Here is an 18049-nt window from a genome sequence, read left to right on the forward strand (position 1 = left end):
AGCCCGACGGGCCGCTTCATCCGAAAACCACCCCGGACCTGACCGACAGGCGGTCACACCGCCCCGCGCCCCTGCATCGCGCGGCCATTCCGGCCCAATTTCTCCGCCACACCCAGATGCGGAGAAGTGAGATGCGGATTTTCGCCCTGTTCAACCTGAAGCCCGGCGTGGACGAGGCCGCCTACACCGAATGGGCCAAGACGGTGGACCTGCCCACGGCCAACGGGCTGCCCTCGATTGACTCGTTTCGCCTGTTCAAGACCACCGGCCTGCTGGGCAGCGACGCTAAGCCTCCCTACAGCCATATTGAAGTGCTCGACATTGCAGACATGGACCAGTTCGGCCGCGATGTGGCCACCGAGGCGATGCAGGCCGTGGCCGCCGCGTTTCAGGGCATGGTGGACGTGACCTTCATCACCACGGATGAGATCGTCGCATGAGCGGTCGTTTCGCGGGCAAGGTGGCGGTGGTCACCGGCTCGGGCCGCCGGGGCGGTCTGGGCGAGGCGATCGCGCGACGGCTGAGCGAGGAGGGCGCAACCCTCGTCATCTCCGACATTGGCACCAGCCGCGATGCCGCCACACCCGACAGCATGATCGGCGGCACGGATGAGATGAAGGCCATCGCCGCGGACCTGCCTTCGCCTGCCAGCACCTGCGTCTGCGATGTGCGCGATCCCGACAGCGTTCGGGCGCTGGCCGAACATGCCGTGGCCGCGCATGGCGGGCTGGACATCTGGGTCAACAATGCGGGCATCGGTTATATCATGAAGCCGCTGGCCGAAGTTTCGCCCGATGACTGGCGCGCGGTGATCGACGTCAATCTGACCGGCGCGTGGTTTGGCCTGCAGGCCGCCGCAGAGGTCATGGTGCGCCAAGGGCGCGGCGGGCGCATCATCAATATCGCCAGCCAGGCCGCCAAATCGGGCTTTCCCCATGCGCAGGCCTATACCGCCTCGAAACACGGGCTGGTGGGCCTGACCCGCTCGGCCGCCATCGAATTGGGCGAGCATGGGATTACCGTCAACAACGTCTGCCCCAACCATGTGACGACCGGGCTCGGCGCATGGCAGAACGAGCATTTTGCGCAGCTTCAGGGCATCAGCGTCGAGGAATATCTCAAGCGCATGGCCGCGCGCATTCCGCTGGGCCGCCCCGGTCTGCCGGGCGATACGGCGGGCGCGGTGGCTTTCCTGTGCAGCGATGACGGAGCCTATATCACCGGCGAAAGCATGAACGTGTCGGGCGGCGAGGAGCCGCATTGATGGCCCAAAATCCCGCTGAAATCCTTGTCGATCATGCGCTGGGCCTGCGCTGGGCCGATGTGCCGGGCGCGGCGCGCGAAAGGGCACTGGCTTTCCTGCATGACACGTTGGCGGTGGGCGTGGCAGGGGTGGGCGCGGCCCACGCCGATGCGGTGCTGACCATGGCGAAGGGCTGGGGCGCGGGGCGTGTGGCGGGCGTGCTGGGGCGGCCCGGCCTGCGCCTGCCGGTGGGTTCGGCGGCCTTTGTGAATGCCTATCAGATCCATGGGCAGGAATTTGACTGCGTCCATGAACCTGCCGTGCTGCACCCGATGGCCACTTTGCTGGCGGCGCTGCTGGCCGAGGCGGCGCGGGGCGTGCCGGTCAGCGGCGAACAATTCCTGACCGCGATTGTGGCGGGGGTCGATGTTTCGGTCACGCTGGGTCTGGCGGCCCCCGGGCCGCTTAAATTCTTTCGTCCCGCAACGGCGGGGATCTTTGGCTGTGTGGCCGGGATCGCAGCGATGCTTGGGTTGGGGCGCGAGATGGCGCTCGATGCCTTTGGCCATGCCCTCGCGCTGGTTTCGGGCACGATGCAGGCCCATCTGGAGGGCAAGCCCGCGCTGCCGGTACAGGTGGCGGCGGCCGCGCGCAATGCGCTGGTGGCGGTCGATCTGGCGCGGGGCGGGATGCCGGGGGTGCGCGATCCGCTCACCGGGCCTTTCGGCTATTTCCCGCTGATGGAAGTGCGCGAGGAACTGGACGCGGCCATCGCCCTGCTGGCGCAGGGCCACCGGATTGCCGAGGTAAGCTGGAAGCCTTTCCCCACCGGCCGCGCGGGCCATGGCGGGATCGTGGCGGTGCAGCGACTGATGGCGCGCGGGCTGCTCGCGGAAAATGTGACGGCGCTGGAATATCACGCTCCGTCGCTGATCCATCGCCTTGTGGGCCGCCCGGCCAAGCCGGGGATGGAGGTGGCCTATGCGCGACTGTGCCTGCCCTATCTGGCGGCCAGCGTGCTGGTGCGCGGAGGCATCGGGCTGGGCGATTTCACGCGTGCGGCGCTGGACGATCCGGCGGTGCTGGCCATGGCGCGGCGGATTGCCGTGGTGGCCGATGACAATCCCGATGCGGCGGCCTTTGTGCCCGCCCGCGCCATGGCGATCCTGAGCAATGGCACGCAGATGATCGAGGATGTTTCGGCCCAGCTCGGCTCGCCCGCATGGCCTTTGTCGGCCCTTGAACAAGAGGCCAAGGCGCAGGCCTGCCTCGATTTTGCCGGTCTTGGCGCGCAGGCTGCGCCTCTGGCCGATGCCATTGTCGGGTTGGAGGCCGCGCCCGACGCGCTGGCCGCGATCTGCGCTGCGGGAGTGATGGGATGACCTTGCTGAAATGCGCCACGCATGTTGTGGCCGATCTGGATGACGCGGTGGCGCGCTATGCCGCATGGATGGATTATGCCGTGGTGGAGCGCGGACTGGTCGATGACGGGCTGGCCGCGCTGTGGATGGCGCCTGCCGGTGCGGGGCGGCGCTATGCGCTGATGCAGCCCGCTTCGGGCGCGCAGACTTTCCTGCGCTTTGTCGAGGGCGATGTGGTGGAGGATTACGCCCCCATCCGCTCCTATGGCTGGGCGGCGATTGAGCTTTGCGTTACCGATGTCGAAGCGGTGAATGCGCGGATGATGGCCTCTCCTTTCGAGATCATCGGCCCGCCCAAGCCTTTGGACGGTTTCGCCATCGTCAAACCGATGCAGGTGAAGGGCGCGGACAAGGAAGTGGTCTATCTGACCCAGATCCTTGCGCCCGGCGCCGAACATGGCCTGCCCGCGCCGCAATCGCTGGTGGACCGGCCCTTCATCATGGTGCTGGCCTGCCCCGATCTGCGCGCGGCGATGGATTGGGCGCGCGATGTACTGGGGCTGGAGGTGATCGATCCGGTGGCGATCCGCTATTCGATGATCGCCAAGAGTTTCGACCTGCCCGAGGGTCAGAAGACCGAGATTTCGACCGGGCGCTGGGGCGATCACGTCTTTCTGGAATTTGACCAATATCCGCAAGGCGCATGCCCGCGTCCGCGCATCGAGGGCCAATTGCCGCCCGGCGTTGCCATCACCACGATGGAGCATCCCGATTTCGCGCGTCTTTCGCCCCATTGGGCTGTGCCGCCCGCCCCGCGTCAGGGCCTGCTGTATCAGGGCCGCCGCACCGGCATGTTGCTGACGCCTGAAGGCGCGCTGCTGGAGGTGATCGAAGCGTGATCATCCGCCGCGCCTTTGCCGATCTGCCCCATGGCCAGATGCATTATCGCCATGCGGGCGAGGGGTGTTTCGCGGGCGTGGCGGATGCCTTGCTGGTGCTGCATCCCTCGCCTGTGTCCTCGTGGCAAATGGTGCGGATGGTCGAAGGGCTTGCCCCGCTGGGCCGGGTGATCGCGCCCGATACGGCGGGTTGCGGCGACAGCGACCCTCTGCCGCAGGAGGCGCCCGCCATCACCGATTATGCCGCCGCCCTGCGCGATCTGATGGATGCGTTGGGGCTGGGGCGGGTGCTGGTTTACGGGATGCATACCGGGGCGGCGATTGCGGCGGAATTGGCCATTCTGGCCCCGGATCGCGTGGCAGGCGTGGTGGCCGACGGCCTGTCCGATTTCCATGGCGATGGGCTGGAGGAAGTCCTCACGCATTACGCCCCGCCTTTCCCGGCTGATCTGGATGGAGCCGGTCTTGCCCGCCTGTTTCAATTCTGTCGCGACCAGTTTCTGTTCTTCCCATGGTATGCGCGCAGCGGGGCCGCCCGCCGCGACACCGGCCTGCCGCCGCCCGATGATCTCTATGGCTGGGTTGGCGAGGTGTTGAAGGCGCGCGGTTCCTATGCCCGCGCCTATCACGCCGCCTTTCGCTGGCGAGGGCGCGAGAGGCTGCCGCTGGTGGCCTGTCCGATGGTGATCACCTGCGGGGCCAATGACCCGCTCTATGCTGCAACCGAAAATGTGGCGCGCGATACGGGGGTGGGCTTGCGCCCGCTGCCCCGGTTTGATGCGCCTGATTATGCCGTCGCGCGCCGCGATCTGATCCTTGCGCTGGTCCCGCCTGATTCCGGTGCCTGATTCCGGGCCAGCCTGACATTCACGGAGAATTTCCCAATGCAACAGCATCGCACCATCACCGGCAAGATCCTCTACACCTCGCGCAAGCCGGGGCGTGAGGGCGAGGAGCGCGGGCGCGAATATTTCACCTGGACCCATCACGCAGACGGCAAGAAGACCTTGCGCGCGCGCTGCGAGATCGACGAACCGGCCCCCACTGTCCACCGCGACATCACCTACAGCATGGACGAAAATGACATGCCGATGGACTGCTTCGTCCGTCTGGTGATTGGCGACAAGTTCATGGGCTCGGGCTGGTTCCGTTTCACCCCCGATATGGTCGAATGCGAAAGCTATGGCCCCAGCATCGGCCGCCTGTCGCAGCGTATGCCGATCGAGGGAGAATTCGACGGCTTCGGCACTCACCCCATCGTGGCCGACGCCTATATCACTCGCAAGATCGACCGCGCCACCACCGAGCCGCGCAATTTCCGCTGCTTCCTGCCCTCGCCCGACCATCGCGGGGCCACGCCCCCGGTGATCGCCGAAAGCGTGATGCGGCTGGGCTATCTGGGGCAGGAAACGATCACCGTTCCGGCCGGAACCTTTGATTGCCACAAGTTTGAATTCACCGATCCGCATGGCGCGATGGTCTCTGGCGGCCAGCCCCATCCGCCCTATGAACTCTGGGTCACGGCCGATGAGGATGGGATCTTCGTTCAGGGCGGCGTGGGCGGCTATATGCAGACCTGGTACGAACTGGTCGAGCTGTCACGCTGATGGGCGCGCCGTTGGACAGCAGCCCGGTCGACAGCGCCAAGGGCTGGAGCGTCGTTCTGGCCGGGATGGTGGGCATCGCGCTGGGGCTCAGCCCGGTGCCTTTCTACACCATCGGGATGTTCGCGCCCGAACTGGCGCGGGCCTATGGCTGGACCTTTACCCAGCTCATGACCTGCCTGACGGTGCAGACGACGGTGGTGGTGCTGTCGGGGCCGTTGTCGGGCTTTGCGCTGGACCGGTTCGGCGCGCGGGCGGTGGCGCTGTGGTCGGTGCCTTTGTTTGCGCTCTCCTTCATGAGCCTGGCGCTGACCAATGGTTCCTTGCCGCTGTTTTATGCGCAATGGGCGGTCATGGGGTTGGTTGGTGCGGGCACGCTCAACGCCACATGGACACGGTTGGCCAATGCGTGGTTTTTCCGCCATCGCGGCCTTGCCATCGGGCTGGTCAGCGCGGGGACGGGGATCACCGGATTTGCGATCAAGCCCTTTGCGGCATGGCTGATCGGCCATTATGGCTGGCGGATGGGCTTTGCGGTGATCGGGGCACTGCCGCTGGTGGTGGCATGGCCTCTGGTCTTTGCGCTGTTTCGCGCGCCGCCGGGCGAGGAAATGCGCAGGGCGGACAGGGTGGGATTCGAACCCACGGTATGGGCGGTGATGGGCACGCGGCCCTTCTGGCTGATGGCGACGGCGTTTCTGTTGCTGCCCTTTGCCTTGACCGCGCCGATCCCCAATCTGGAAAATATCCTCAAAACGCAGGGCTTTTCCCTGCCGCAGATCGGCGCGGTGGCCTCGGCCTTCGGGCTGGCGGTGGTGGCCGGGCGCGTGGGCGGAGGCTGGGTGCTCGACCGGGTCTGGGCGCCGGGGGCGGCGTTTGGGGTGCTGCTGCTGCCGATGGCGGGCAATTGGCTGTTGGCCGGGCATGGGCTTTCGCCGGGCATGGCCACGCTGGCGATCATCGGCATGGGGCTGGGTTCAGGGTTTGAATTCGACCTGCTGGCCTATCTGGTCGCGCGCTATTTCGGGGCGCGGCATTATGGCGCGATCTATGGCTTTTTCTATGTGATGATCGCGATTGGCGCCGGGATTGGCCCGGTGGCGTATGGCAAGGTGTTCGATATGACCGGCGCTTATAGCGCCGCGCTGATGGGCGGAATCGGCTGCCTTGTGCTGGCGGCGCTGTTGCTTTTGGCGCTTGGCCCCTATCCGCAGGAGAAGGCGGGCGACTAGGCCCGCCTGCGCGCTGTTTATTCCGAAACGCGGATCAGGATCTTGCCGACATGGCTGCCTGATTTCAGATGAGCATAAGCCGCCGGGGCCTCGTCAAAGGCAAAGGTGCTGTCGATCACCGGCTGGATATTCTGCTGCTCGATGGTGCGCACTAGGCGGGCCAGCATCGCGCGGCTGCCCTCGGCAATGCCTTTGAGGACAAGGTTCTTGTAGATCACCAGGCCGACATTGATCGCCGGGGCACCCTCGCGCGGGGCCACGCTGATAAAGCTGATGCGCGCATTGGCGGCGGCGGCGAGGATCGATTTGGCATGGGTGTCATAGCCGCCGGTCTCGACGATAATGTCCGCGCCCGCGCCGCCGGTGGCCTTCATCACCTCGGCCTCCCAATCGGGATTTGTGCGATAGTTGATGGTGATATCCGCGCCCAGCTTGCGCGCCAGTTCGAGCTTTTCATCGCTGGACGATGTGATGATAACCCGCGCCCCATGCGCCTTGGCGATTTGCAGCGCCCAGATCGCCACGCCCCCCGTGCCCAGCGCCAGAACGGTGTCGCTGGCCTTGATCTGGCCGACCTCGACCACCGCGTGCCATGCCGTCAGCGCCGATGAGGCGAGCGGGGCGACCTGTTCATCGGACAGGCTTTCGGGCACCTTGACCAGCGCGGCGGCGGGAACGCGAATATATTCGGCCAGCCAGCCATCATGGGTGATGCCGTAATCCACGCCGAAATGGCCGAGCGAGAAAGCCCCGTCGATCCAGTTGACGAAATGAGCAAAGACCGCCCGGTCGCCCAAGGCCAGACCGGAGACGCCTTCACCCAGTTCTACCACCTCGCCCACGCCTTCGGAGACGGGGATGCGGTTTTCCGCCTTTTTCGCGCCATAGCGGCCTTCAAGCACCTGAATGTCGCGGTTGTTGAGCGCGACGAGGCGGGTTTTGAGCAGCACCTCGCCAAAGCCGGGTTTGGGCGTTTCGCGCGTGACGGCGTGCAGGCTGTCCAGCCCGGTTTGCGGGCCGATTTCATAGGCTTTCATGTCGGATTATCCTTGGTTTGCCGTAAAGGCATCGAAAATGTCGCCGCCGCGCGCGAACCATGTGTCGGGGCGGGCGGCCAGATCGGCCAGCAGCCCTTCGAACGCATCCATCCGATAGGGCAGGCCGATGATATAGGGCGTGAGATGGAGCGGCAGCATCCGCCCGCCGCCCTGCGCCTGTGCCTCGGCGCTCAGCCAATCATGGGCGTCGAGCACCTGCTGCGCATAGGAATCGACCGACTGCTGCTGAACATTGATGATCTGGCGGTCGGACAATTCGTGGTTGAGCGGGATGTTCACGAGCCCATTGCTGAAGGCAAAGGGCATTTCGTCATTCGCCCAATCGACGCAGTAATCGACGCCCGCCTCCTTCAGCAGATCGAGCGTGGCAAAACTTTGCGAGCGGGCGATGGAATGCCACCCGCGCGGACGCCGGCCTGTGGCCTGCTCCAGCGTGGCAAGGCTCTCGGCTATCAGCGCGCGTTCCTGCTCCACCGGCAGGGTTGAGGCGATGGTGCCGTTCATGTCGGTGCTGTGGGCGATGATCTCGTGGCCCGCGCTCAGAATATCCGCGATGATCTGGGGATAGCGCTGGGCAATCGCGGCATTGACCGCAACGCTGACCTTGGCCCCCACCTTATCAAAGGCATCGAGCAGCCGGTAAAAGCCCACCCGCGTGCCATATTCGCGCGAGGTGTAATGGCGATAGTCGGGATAGGCGGTCTGCATATGGCCCGGCGCGCGGAAGGGCGTGTCGGAGGGGGTAATCGGAAACCATTCGAGGCTGACCGTGAACCACACCGCCACCCGCCGCCCGCACGGCCATGCCAGAGGCGCGCGCTTGGGCAGGGGCGCGTAAGGGTAAAGCGCGTGGTCATAGCCCAGTCCGCGCTTGGCATATTCCAGATAGGTTGGGTCGAGGCTCATTGTCCGCCCTCCTGCGCGTCATACCATGCATCGGCGATATCGCCCGCTCGCGTGATCCACGCGCGTCCGCCTTCTCCGGCATCCGCCGCGATATGGCGCAACACTTCCTCAAACGGCCCAATGCGATGGGGCTGGCCGATCAGATAGGAATGGAGCGGGATGCACATCACCGTGCCGCTTTCCTCCGCCGCCAGGCGCTCATATTGCCGGATCAGGGTCTGGGCATATTCGCGCGGGCTCATATTATAGATGAAGAAGCCGTAGTGGTCGTTGACCTCTAGGCTGTAGGGCATGGAAATCAGGCGGCCTTTTGCGACCTTCACGGCAAAGGGCTGATCGTCGTGATAGAGGTCGCAGGTGTAATCCATGCCATATTCGGCAATCAGATCCAGCGTGCGCGGAGTATGCGTCAGCGCAGGGGCCAGCCAGCCCCGGATCGTTTGCCCCGTGGCCTCGCGCACGGTGCGGATCGAATCCTCGATGATCGCGCGCTCTTGGGTCTCGTCCATGCCATAGGAGTAGCGGGTGTTGTAAATGCCATGGCTGAAGAACTCCCAGCCGCGCGCATTGGCGTCGGCCACCACATCGGGGTGGTGCTGACACAGCGCCACCGACAGGCTGACCGAGCCGGGAAAGCCATGTTTGCTCATCACATCGGCCATGCGCCAGTGGCCCACGCGATTGGCATGGTCGCGGTGAGCATAGCCGACCACATCGGGGTGGGGCTTGGCCCATGATTTGCGATGCGGATTGGCGGGCGGGTCGATCTCGTAATATTCCAGATTGGGCGAGATCCACACCGCCACCTTCTTGCCGCCCGGCCAAGCGAAAGGCTTGCGCGCGCGATAGCGCTGGAATTCATAGAGTTCCGGGTCTGGGGCGCCTTCACGCATCGGGGCGGCCCTCCAGCCAGTCGATCACGCTCTGCACCGGCTCAACATCGGCATATTTCAATTGCAGGTCGGTCAGATTGGCGAAGTGATAGGACTCATGCTTGTCCGCGCAGGTCTCGATGGGAACGATGGTGCGATAGCCGCGCGAGAGCGAATCCACCGCGCCCGCGCGCACGCAGCCCGATGTGCTGCCACCGGTCATCACCACCGTATCGACCTTGTGCCACACCAGCAGGCTTTGCAGCGGCGTTTCGAAAAAGGGCGAGGGCATACGCTTGGTATAGACCGCATCGCCTGGCGCAATGTCGCAGCGGCTGTCGAAGGCGTGGCGGTCGCTGTCATATTTGATGTTTTGCAGGGAATCGGGCGTGTTGGTCCGCGTGCCCCACACGCCCGCGTCGCTGGCATCCTCGGCATAGGCCACATGGGTCCAGATCACCGGCATACCCTTTTGCCGGGCCAGCGCGGAGATTGTGTTCACATACTCGATCTGGCGCGGATCGGTTTCATAGGCGGTCTTATACCGGTCGATCCGGGTATAGGCGTTTTGGAAATCGATGTTCACAATCGCCAGCTTTTCCCCAAAGCCGAATTTGGCGCGGGCGGGATTGGCCATCACCTCCTCGAAGATCTGGCGCGCGGTCTTGCCGTCGCTCACCATTTTCGTGCCGATTATGTCCATGGGGGGCCTCTTGCTGGAATGGGGTTCGCGCCGCAGGCTGGCCTTTTGCGCGCCGCTTTGGCCACTGCGGCCCCGATTTTGTCCGCCCACCGGAAAAAGCGGGCAAGCCGCCTTGCCGGTGCGCGAGGCTGCCGCGCACATCCGGGTGCGAAACCGGCCTAGGGGAAAACAGGCGTGACAAAGAAACGCAGGATTATGGGCGCTTTGCTGGCGCTGAGCCTGAGCAGGGGAATGGCGTATGCCGCCCCGGTCCGCGAACAGGCCCCCGTGGTGCTTTGGCCACAGGGCGCGCCCGCATGGGCCGGATCGCTGAAAATTCCGGTGCAGGAGGAGGCGCGCGATGGCGGGCAGAGGCTGTGGAATGTAAGCCAGCCCACGCTTCAGGCTTTTCTGCCGGAAAAGGGCAATGGAGCGGCGGTGATCGTGGCGCCGGGCGGGGGCTTCCGCTTCCTCTCGGTCCAGAGTGAGGGCATTGCCGTGGCGCGCTGGCTGGCCGCGCATGGCACCGCTGCTTTTGTGCTGAAATATCGCGTGGTCCAGATCGCGCCGGGCGAAACCGAGGCGGCGATGCACAAGCGGATGAACGCCGAAATCGGGATCGAACAGGCGGGCGAGGCGGCGCTGGCCGATGGGCGGCTGGCGCTGCGCTATCTGCGCGCCCATGGGGCCGATTACGGCATAGATCCGCACCGGATCGGCGTGGTGGGCTTTTCCGCCGGGGGCCATGTCGCGGGCATGTTGGCCCATGAGGCAAGGCCGGAGGATCGCGCCGATTTCGTCGGGCTGATCTATGGCCTGCCCTTTACCAAGGTGACGCCGCCCATCCCGGCGGCCAATTTGCCCTTTCCCCCCGGCACGCCCAAGGAGCCGTGGCTGCAACCCAAGCCGATCCCCGCGCCCGATGCGCTGCCGCCGATCTTCATCGCCATGGCGCAGGATGATCTGGCCGTGGGACAGGGCGTCCCGGATTATTACGCCAAGCTGTTTGCCGCCGGCTATCGCCCCGAAACCCACCTTTATGCGCGCGGGGGCCATGGCTTTGGCATGAAGGGAACCGGCACCACGGTGGACCATTGGATCGAGGAATTCGATTGGTGGATGCAACAGGTGCTGGCCGACAAGAGCGAGAAGAGGACGAAATGATGGATCTGAAACTGGCCGAGCCTGCGCTGCTGCGCGATGCGGCATTTGTGGGCGGTGTATGGGTTGCGGGCGCGGCCAGTATCGCCGTTACCAACCCGGCCGATGGTGAGGTTGTCGGCCATGTGCCCGATCTGGGCGAGGCCGAGACGCTGTTGGCGCTTGATGCCGCCGTGCCTGCGCAGGCCGCATGGGCGCGCGTGACGGGCAAGGGGCGCGGGGCCGTGCTGCGCCGCTGGGGCGAATTGATGATGGACCATCAGGAGGACCTGGCCCGCATCATGACCGCCGAACAGGGCAAGCCTCTGGCCGAGGCGCGCGGCGAGGTGGCCTATGCGGCCAGCTTCCTCGAATGGTTTGCCGACGAGGCGCGGCGGATCACCGGCGACGTGCTGACCCCGCATCAGACCGACCGCCGCATCCTTGTGCGCAAGGAGCCGGTGGGCATCGTGGCCGCCGTCACGCCGTGGAATTTCCCGCTGGCGATGATTACGCGCAAGGCCGGGCCTGCGCTGGCGGCGGGCTGCGCGATCATCATCAAGCCTTCGGAACTGACGCCTTTGTCGGCGCTGGCTCTGGCCTATCTGGGCGAGCAGGCGGGCGTTCCGGCGGGCGTGCTGTCGGTCATCACCGGGCAGGCCGCGCCCATCGGCAATGTGCTGACCGGCGACAAGCGCATCGCCAAATTCACTTTCACCGGATCGACGGGCGTGGGCAAGAAGCTGGCCGCGCGCTGCATGGAGACCGTCAAGCGGGTCAGTCTGGAGCTGGGCGGCAATGCGCCCTTCATCGTGTTTGACGACGCTGATCTCGACGCCGCGGTCGAAGGCGCGATTGCCAGCAAGTTTCGCAATGCAGGGCAGACCTGCGTCTGCGCCAACCGCCTGATCGTGCAATCGGGCATTTACGATGCCTTTGCCGCTGCGCTGGCCGCGCGGGTGGCGGGACTGAAGGTTGGGCCGGGCCTTGCAGGGCCATCTGATCAGGGACCATTGATCGACGCGCGGGCTGTGGAAAAGGCCCGCGCTCATGTCGCCGATGCCGTGGCGCGCGGTGGGCGGGTGTTGACCGGCGGTGCGCCGGTGGCGGGGGGCGGCACGTTTTTTGCCCCTACCGTCATCACCGGGGTTCCGGCCGACGCCTTGCTGTGCCGCGAGGAGACGTTCGGCCCGGTGGCCGGTCTGGTGCGGTTTGAAACCGAGGAGGAGGCGATCGCCATCGCCAATGACACCGATGCGGGTCTGGCCTCCTATCTCTTCACCCGCGATTACGAGCGCGTGTGGCGCGTGCCCGAGGCGCTGCGCTATGGCATGGTGGGGGTCAATACGGGCCTGATTTCCACCGAGGTCGCGCCCTTCGGCGGGGTCAAGGAATCGGGCATGGGCCGCGAAGGGTCGCATTACGGCATGGACGATTATCTCAATTTAAAGATGGTCTGTCTGGCCGTGGCGGGCTGACGGGTTGCCGCCCCGGCGCGCGCCGGGGCGGCCTCAAATCAGGCCCAGAGGTCCGGCTCGTGCCCCATCTGGGCATGGGCGGGGCGGGGGATGCCAAGATTGTCGCGCAGCGTATCGCCTTGATATTCAGTGCGGAACAATCCGCGCTTTTGCAGGATCGGCACCACCTGATCCACAAAATCCTCAAGCCCCCCCGGCAGGTAATTGGGCGAAAGCGAGAAACCATCGGCAGCGCCCGCGCGGAACCAGTCCTCCATCATGTCGGCCACCTGTTCCGGCGTGCCCGCCATCGAGAAACTGGCGCGGCTGACCGTCGCGCGCTTGGCCAATTGACCCAGCGTCAGATCCTCGGCGCGCGCCATGCGGACGAGTTCCTGCTGCACCCATTGCCCGCCATTGGTCAGGGGAATGTCGGGCATTTTATCATCGGGACCATAATCGGACAGGTCGAACCCGATCTGCATCTGCAAGGTGGCCCATGCCAGCGCATCGGGGATCAGGTGGAGCAATTCCTCCTGCGCCGCGCGCGCCTCGGCCTCGGTCGAGCGGACCAGCAATTGCACCGAGGGCAGCACTGCCATATGCGCAGGATTGCGGCCAAACGCCGCCGCCCGCGCCTTCATATCGTCGTAAAAGGCGACGGCCTTGTCCTTGCTGCTCTGCGCAGTGAACACCAGATCGGCGGTGCGGGCCGAGAGCGCGCGCCCCGGCCCCGATCCGCCCGCTTGCACGATCACCGGATGCCCCTGCGGCGGGCGACCGACATTGAGCGGCCCGGCCACGTTGAAAAACCGCCCCTTGTGGTTCAATTGCCGCAGCCTGGCCGGGTCGAAATAGCGCGCGCTGGCCTTGTCGCGCAGGACGGCATCGTCCTCCCAACTGTCCCACAGGGCCTTGACCACATCGACGAATTCCTCCGCGCGTTCATAGCGCAGATCGTGGTCCATCAGCCTGTCATGGCCGAAATTGCGCGCCTCGCTGTTGCCTGCGCTGGTCACCACATTCCATCCGGCACGGCCCTTGGTGATATGGTCGAGGCTGGCCATGCGGCGCGCCACGGCATAGGGTTCGTTATAGGTGGTCGATACCGTGCCGATCAGGCCAATGTCGCTGGTGACCATGGCAAGCGCCGCCAGCAGGGTGGTCGGCTCCAGCTTGCCCGCGTAATCGGTGGCGGCATAGGCGTCGCGGCCCTTTATCATGGGCAGGCCTTGCTGATCGCCGGAGAAATAGCAATGCAACTTGCCCCGCTCGGCGGTTTTGGCAAGACGGACGTAATGGTCGACATCATGCTGGTCGGCATCGGCGCCATAGCGCCACCCGCCCGGATGCGCGCCGCTGTTATGGATAAAGGTGGCCAGCACCATCTGGCGGCTGTTCATGGGTTTTCGTCCTTTTGAGAAGAAGCGGATGCCGCGCGCCATGCGGCGGCAAAGCAAAGCGAGGAAAGCAGCAGAAACGGCACGCCTACGCGCAGGAAGGCCAGGCCAAGATCGCCAGAGCCGCCACCGGCCAGCGCCATCACCCACGGCCCGCCCGCGCCCGCGATGATCGCGCTGCACAGGCCCAGCATGGCCATGCCAAAGCCGCGCATCGTGTTGGGCAGAATGTCCTGAAGCGTGGTGTTCATCGCGACATTGATCATTGGCATGGCGATGCCGATCATCCCCAGCATGGCCAGCGAGAGACGATAATCGGGCGCGAAACTGGCGAAAGCGGCGGGCAGGCCCAGTAGGGGCAGCGCGCAGAGCAGGGGAATGCGCCCCGCCCGGCCACTCGACAGGCGCGAGTCTGCCAGCAACCCGCTGATCAGATAGCCCGACACCCCTGTCACCAGCAGCATCAGCCCCAGCGCCCCGCTGAAAGCCGCGATCGGCAGGCCATAGTGGCGGGTCAGGAAAGGCGCGGTCCACATGGTGATGCCCAGCAGTGCGACATAGAACAGGCAGAAGCCCAGATAGAGCGGCACGACCAAAGCCCGCCTTGTCCATAGCGCGCCCAGCTTGGCGGCCATATGGGCGCTATCCTCGCGCGCGGCGGCGTGGCGCGTGGGTTCCTGCGCGGTCAGCAGCAGCAGCGAGACGACAGGCCCGCCCAGACCGCACAGGACAAAACACGTCCGCCATGCCTCCAGCGCCCCGAAATGGGGCAGAGTGATGGCAATGCCATGGCGCAGGATCATGCCCGGAATGACCGACGACAGGCCCGAACCGATGCTGGCCCCGATGAAATAGACCGCCATCGCCCGCCCGCGCCTTGCGGGCGCAAACAGATCCGCGATCAGTGACAGGGCGGCGGGCGCAATTGCCGCCTCTCCCAATCCCACCACCATGCGCGCGGCAAAGAAGCCGGCGAAACTGGGCGCAAGGCCGCAGGCGATGGTCGCCGCGCTCCACAGCGCGATGGCGCCCGCCACCAGCCGCCGCCGATCACGATGATCGACCAGCCAGCCCAGACCAAGCCCCAGCACCGCCGAAAGCAGGCTGTAGGCCATGCCCATCAGCAAGCCCATCTGCGCATCACCAATGGCGAAACTCTTGCGGATCGGTTCGGCCAGCACGCCGACAATCGCGCGGTCGATGCTGTAGAGATTGGCGCCCAGAAACAGGAGCAGCATGGGCCAGATCACCTGTCGCGCCGGGGGATATTCGCGCATGGGTCGGGTCACTCCACCGGCACAGTGCGGCCGTCGATACAGGCCAGCAGGCGGCCATCGGGGTTGTTGAGGATTTCGACCTGCCCATCCTTGAGGTAGATGATATCCTCGAAATGGAATTTGCCGATATCCGGCCCGATCCATGGCAGATCGCAGGAAATCACCATGCCATCGACCAACTCGAACGTGTGCATCCCGCCATTGGGGTGCGGGTGGTCGGTGTGTTCCAGCCCCACTGAATGCAGGCCGCAGCCGCGAAATTCGGGGTTTCCCGCGGCCTGAATAGCGGCGGTCACGGCCTTTTCGACATCGGTGGAAAGCGCGCCCGCACGGAAATGGGGCAGGGCCGCCCGCCAGCCCAGACGGGTGGCGTTGAACACGCGCAATTGCTCTGCATTGGGCATGCCGATGACAGCGGTGCGGCCAATGTCGCTGGTATAATGGGCAAATTCGGTGGTGGCGTCGAAGGTGACGGTATCGCCGGGCAGGAGCGTGGCGGTTTTATCCAGACGCCCAAAGCCGGGGCGATAGGGGGTAATCAGTAGGAACACCGGCCGCGCCCCGCCCAAGGCGGCGGCGGACCAGAACACGCGCTCGGCCTCGGCGCAGGTGGCGCCCGTCGCGATGGCTTCGGCGCTGATCTGCAGGGCCAGTTCGGTTTTGCGACTGGCGGCGCGCATATGGCCCATTTCCTCGGGTGTCTTGACCATGCGAATGTCGCGCAGGAAATCGCGCGCGCCCACCGCCTCGATCGCCCCGCCCAGCATTTCGGCCACATCCAGCCCCAGCCCGCGATCCTCAAAGGCGATGCGTGCGCCGCCGGTCGCAAGGCCGATCTCGCGCAGGTAATCGGCCACCGCCTCCGGGTGGTTTTGCGGCAATCCCTCGCTGGTCAGCACGCCTTGGGTGCCGCCAACGCCAATGCCGGGTTTGCGGGCATAGCCGCGCACGATCCGCATCCATGTGCCGCCGCCCTGTTGAGGCTGGCCGGTATCGATTTCGACGGTCAGGACGGCGGCTTCCTTGGCGTGGTCGCGCGGCAGCAGGGCCAGCGCCAGATCGCCAAAGCCCCAACTGGCGTCTGTGGCCCAGCTTGACAGGTAATAGGTGTTGATCGGGGTGGAGGCGACGATGGCGTCAATGCCGTCACGGTCCATCAGTTCATCGGCGCGGGGGCGGTTGAGCAGCATGGGAAACCTTTAATGAGCGCGGCGCAGCAGGCGGCCGGGCAGCTCGCCGGTGGGCCGGTCTTCGCGGTGGGTGATGATGCCGGACAGGATTGTGGCGGTATAGCCCCGCGCCTCCTGCGTCAGGCGGCGGCCGCCGGCGGGCAGGTCGAAAGAGGCGCGCGGCGGGTAAAGATGCAGCCGGTCATGGTCGATGACATTGATGTCGGCCTTCATGCCGGGCGCCAGAATGCCGCGATCAGCTAAGCCCATCACGCCCGCCGTATGGCCGGTCATGCGATGCACGACATGGGGGATCGAGAGCCTCTCGCCCACCCGGTCGCGCGCCCAATAGGTGAGCAGATAGGTCTGCATCGAGCCATCGCAGATCGCCCCGCAATGCGCGCCGCCATCGCCAAGGCCCAGCACGGTGTCATCCCGCGTCAGCATATCGCGCACGACATCCAGATTGAACCGCGTGAAATTGCGCGCCGGGAAATAGAGGATCGCCTGCCCCTCTTCCTCAAGCAGCAGGTCATAGGCAAGTTCCGGCAAGGACATCCCGCGCGCGGCGGCCAGATTGTCGAGGCGGCGGCTTTCGGGCGGGGAATAGTCCGGCTCTGCGCCCATCGGATAGCACAGATGGATATAGCGCATGAAGGCGGGATATTTCGCCGGGTCCAGCCGCCCGCCATATTCGGACAGGATTGCCGCGCGCGTTTCGGTGTTGCGCATCGCCGCCACCCGCTGCGCCAAGGGCAGCGCGTCAATCGCATCATAGCTGGGGCAACCGCGAAACGGATGAAGCGTCAATTGCAGCCCCATCAGCACGCCCACCGGGCGGCCCACGACCTGGCCCAGCATATCCGCGCCTGCCGCGCGCGCGTTGGCGCAGGCTTCGGCGATCTCCAGCCAGCGGTCGGGCGCCTCGTCATATTGCAGCAGGGGGAAGGTGACGGTGTGGCCCGATTCCTGCGCGATGCGTTGCAACAGGCGGAATTCGCTGGAAAAGCCATTGGCCGTGTCAAATTCCGAGGCGGACATGAACAGCGCTTTGCCATGCGGGCGCATGGCCAACGCGATGGTCATCAATTCATCCTCGCTGGCGGTGGTGACGGGCAATTGTTCGCCGCCCGCCGTGCGATGGCCGATGACGCGGGTGGTGGAAAAGCCAAAGGCGCCCGCCGCCATGCCCTCGGCTACAAGGGCGGCCATGCGCTGCATATCGCGCGCGGTGGCCGGTTCGCGTTTAACGGCGCGTTGGCCCATGACCCAAACGCGGATCGGGATATGCGGCACGGCAACGCCGAAATCGGCGTCCATCCGCCGCTGGTCCAGCGCATCGAGGAAATCGGGAAAACTGGTCCAGTTCCACGGCAGACCCTCGGCCATGACGATGCCGGGAATGTCCTCGACACCCTCCATCACGTCGATCATCTGTTCGCGCATCTCGGGCTTGCAGGGGGCAAAGCCCACCCCGCAATTGCCCATCAACAGGCTGGTCACGCCATGGTTGGTGGAGGGCGAGAAATGGCTGTCCCATGTGACCTGTGCGTCATAATGGGTGTGGATGTCGACAAAGCCGGGGGTGACAAGCTGTCCGCGCGCGTCGATTTCTTCCGCGCCTGACCCTGCGATTTGCCCGATGGCGGCGATGCGGCCATCGGCAATGGCAATGTCGCCCTCGAACAGATCCGCCCCTGTGCCATCGGCCAGCGTACCGCCCCGGATCACCAGATCATAATCGGCCAT

General features: G+C 65.3%; 17 protein-coding genes. 9 read left to right on the plus strand and 8 right to left on the minus strand.

Annotation, left to right across the window (positions count from 1 at the left end):
* The first annotated feature begins 131 nt into the window (after positions 1-131).
* From GGR38_RS05660 to GGR38_RS05690, 7 genes are read left to right on the plus strand one after another with little or no spacing between them, the layout of a single operon-like run.
* Positions 132-440, plus strand: coding sequence for an REDY-like protein HapK (locus tag GGR38_RS05660; protein WP_183623531.1), 309 nt, complete (start codon positions 132-134; stop codon positions 438-440).
* Positions 437-1264 carry an SDR family NAD(P)-dependent oxidoreductase gene (locus tag GGR38_RS05665; protein WP_183623532.1) on the plus strand — a complete coding sequence of 276 codons (828 nt, stop codon included), beginning with the start codon at positions 437-439 and terminating at the stop codon, positions 1262-1264. Before GGR38_RS05660 ends, GGR38_RS05665 begins: the two co-directional genes overlap by 4 nt.
* Positions 1264-2625, plus strand: coding sequence for an MmgE/PrpD family protein (locus tag GGR38_RS05670; RefSeq protein ID WP_183623533.1), 1362 nt, complete (start codon positions 1264-1266; stop codon positions 2623-2625). The genes GGR38_RS05665 and GGR38_RS05670 overlap by 1 nt, the downstream gene beginning before the upstream one ends.
* Positions 2622-3503, plus strand: a complete 882-nt coding sequence (locus GGR38_RS05675) for a VOC family protein (protein ID WP_183623534.1) — start codon at positions 2622-2624, stop codon at positions 3501-3503. Before GGR38_RS05670 ends, GGR38_RS05675 begins: the two co-directional genes overlap by 4 nt.
* On the plus strand, positions 3500-4351 hold the full coding sequence (locus tag GGR38_RS05680; protein ID WP_343058998.1) for an alpha/beta fold hydrolase: 852 nt from the start codon (positions 3500-3502) through the stop codon (positions 4349-4351). The genes GGR38_RS05675 and GGR38_RS05680 overlap by 4 nt, the downstream gene beginning before the upstream one ends.
* A gap of 36 nt (positions 4352-4387) precedes the next feature.
* Positions 4388-5110 (plus strand): DUF3108 domain-containing protein, encoded by a 723-nt coding sequence (locus GGR38_RS05685; protein ID WP_183623535.1) that lies wholly within the window; start codon positions 4388-4390, stop codon positions 5108-5110.
* Complete coding sequence (locus GGR38_RS05690; RefSeq protein WP_183623536.1) at positions 5110-6339, plus strand: MFS transporter; 1230 nt, start codon at positions 5110-5112, stop codon at positions 6337-6339. The genes GGR38_RS05685 and GGR38_RS05690 overlap by 1 nt, the downstream gene beginning before the upstream one ends.
* Positions 6340-6356: 17 nt before the next feature.
* Here GGR38_RS05690 and GGR38_RS05695 read toward each other — a convergent pair whose 3' ends face one another.
* The 4 genes from GGR38_RS05695 to GGR38_RS05710 are packed head-to-tail and all read right to left on the minus strand — an operon-like array spanning position 6357 to position 9878.
* A complete protein-coding gene (locus GGR38_RS05695; protein WP_183623538.1) occupies positions 6357-7376 on the minus strand; it encodes a zinc-dependent alcohol dehydrogenase family protein in 1020 nt (339 codons plus the stop codon).
* A 6-nt stretch (positions 7377-7382) separates the two neighbouring features.
* Positions 7383-8303, minus strand: a complete 921-nt coding sequence (locus GGR38_RS05700) for a polysaccharide deacetylase family protein (RefSeq protein WP_183623540.1) — start codon at positions 8301-8303, stop codon at positions 7383-7385.
* Positions 8300-9196 (minus strand): polysaccharide deacetylase family protein, encoded by an 897-nt coding sequence (locus GGR38_RS05705; RefSeq protein ID WP_183623542.1) that lies wholly within the window; start codon positions 9194-9196, stop codon positions 8300-8302. Before GGR38_RS05705 ends, GGR38_RS05700 begins: the two co-directional genes overlap by 4 nt.
* A complete protein-coding gene (locus GGR38_RS05710) occupies positions 9189-9878 on the minus strand; it encodes an isochorismatase family protein (RefSeq protein ID WP_183623544.1) in 690 nt (229 codons plus the stop codon). Before GGR38_RS05710 ends, GGR38_RS05705 begins: the two co-directional genes overlap by 8 nt.
* 174 nt (positions 9879-10052) lie before the next feature.
* Between GGR38_RS05710 and GGR38_RS05715 the strand changes: the two genes are divergently transcribed.
* Positions 10053-11021, plus strand: coding sequence for an alpha/beta hydrolase fold domain-containing protein (locus GGR38_RS05715; RefSeq protein ID WP_183623546.1), 969 nt, complete (start codon positions 10053-10055; stop codon positions 11019-11021).
* Entirely contained in the window at positions 11021-12475 is a 1455-nt protein-coding gene (locus tag GGR38_RS05720; RefSeq protein WP_183623653.1) for an NAD-dependent succinate-semialdehyde dehydrogenase, read from the plus strand. The genes GGR38_RS05715 and GGR38_RS05720 overlap by 1 nt, the downstream gene beginning before the upstream one ends.
* Before the next feature lie 38 nt (positions 12476-12513).
* Here GGR38_RS05720 and GGR38_RS05725 read toward each other — a convergent pair whose 3' ends face one another.
* From GGR38_RS05725 to GGR38_RS05740, 4 genes are read right to left on the minus strand one after another with little or no spacing between them, the layout of a single operon-like run.
* Entirely contained in the window at positions 12514-13857 is a 1344-nt protein-coding gene (locus tag GGR38_RS05725; RefSeq protein WP_183623548.1) for an LLM class flavin-dependent oxidoreductase, read from the minus strand.
* Positions 13854-15131 (minus strand): MFS transporter, encoded by a 1278-nt coding sequence (locus GGR38_RS05730; RefSeq protein ID WP_183623550.1) that lies wholly within the window; start codon positions 15129-15131, stop codon positions 13854-13856. The genes GGR38_RS05725 and GGR38_RS05730 overlap by 4 nt, the downstream gene beginning before the upstream one ends.
* A gap of 8 nt (positions 15132-15139) precedes the next feature.
* Positions 15140-16321, minus strand: coding sequence for a M24 family metallopeptidase (locus GGR38_RS05735; RefSeq protein ID WP_183623552.1), 1182 nt, complete (start codon positions 16319-16321; stop codon positions 15140-15142).
* Between the two features lie 9 nt (positions 16322-16330).
* Positions 16331-18049 (minus strand): N-acyl-D-amino-acid deacylase family protein, encoded by a 1719-nt coding sequence (locus tag GGR38_RS05740; protein ID WP_183623554.1) that lies wholly within the window; start codon positions 18047-18049, stop codon positions 16331-16333.

The organism is Novosphingobium sediminicola, assembly GCF_014196525.1.
Lineage (GTDB): Bacteria > Pseudomonadota > Alphaproteobacteria > Sphingomonadales > Sphingomonadaceae > Novosphingobium > Novosphingobium sediminicola.

Bases quoted from the DNA above. Each gene is read 5' to 3' on its own strand.
- GGR38_RS05700 (WP_183623540.1), bottom strand. From the start codon at position 8,303: ATGAGCCTCGACCCAACCTATCTGGAATATGCCAAGCGCGGACTGGGC.
- GGR38_RS05725 (WP_183623548.1), bottom strand. From the start codon at position 13,857: ATGAACAGCCGCCAGATGGTGCTGGCCACCTTTATCCATAACAGCGGC.
- GGR38_RS05660 (WP_183623531.1), top strand. From the start codon at position 132: ATGCGGATTTTCGCCCTGTTCAACCTGAAGCCCGGCGTGGACGAGGCC.
- GGR38_RS05670 (WP_183623533.1), top strand. From the start codon at position 1,264: ATGGCCCAAAATCCCGCTGAAATCCTTGTCGATCATGCGCTGGGCCTG.
- GGR38_RS05705 (WP_183623542.1), bottom strand. From the start codon at position 9,196: ATGCGTGAAGGCGCCCCAGACCCGGAACTCTATGAATTCCAGCGCTAT.
- GGR38_RS05710 (WP_183623544.1), bottom strand. From the start codon at position 9,878: ATGGACATAATCGGCACGAAAATGGTGAGCGACGGCAAGACCGCGCGC.
- GGR38_RS05735 (WP_183623552.1), bottom strand. From the start codon at position 16,321: ATGCTGCTCAACCGCCCCCGCGCCGATGAACTGATGGACCGTGACGGC.
- GGR38_RS05675 (WP_183623534.1), top strand. From the start codon at position 2,622: ATGACCTTGCTGAAATGCGCCACGCATGTTGTGGCCGATCTGGATGAC.
- GGR38_RS05685 (WP_183623535.1), top strand. From the start codon at position 4,388: ATGCAACAGCATCGCACCATCACCGGCAAGATCCTCTACACCTCGCGC.
- GGR38_RS05690 (WP_183623536.1), top strand. From the start codon at position 5,110: ATGGGCGCGCCGTTGGACAGCAGCCCGGTCGACAGCGCCAAGGGCTGG.
- GGR38_RS05740 (WP_183623554.1), bottom strand. From the start codon at position 18,049: ATGGCCGATTATGATCTGGTGATCCGGGGCGGTACGCTGGCCGATGGC.
- GGR38_RS05665 (WP_183623532.1), top strand. From the start codon at position 437: ATGAGCGGTCGTTTCGCGGGCAAGGTGGCGGTGGTCACCGGCTCGGGC.
- GGR38_RS05730 (WP_183623550.1), bottom strand. From the start codon at position 15,131: ATGCGCGAATATCCCCCGGCGCGACAGGTGATCTGGCCCATGCTGCTC.
- GGR38_RS05695 (WP_183623538.1), bottom strand. From the start codon at position 7,376: ATGAAAGCCTATGAAATCGGCCCGCAAACCGGGCTGGACAGCCTGCAC.
- GGR38_RS05720 (WP_183623653.1), top strand. From the start codon at position 11,021: ATGGATCTGAAACTGGCCGAGCCTGCGCTGCTGCGCGATGCGGCATTT.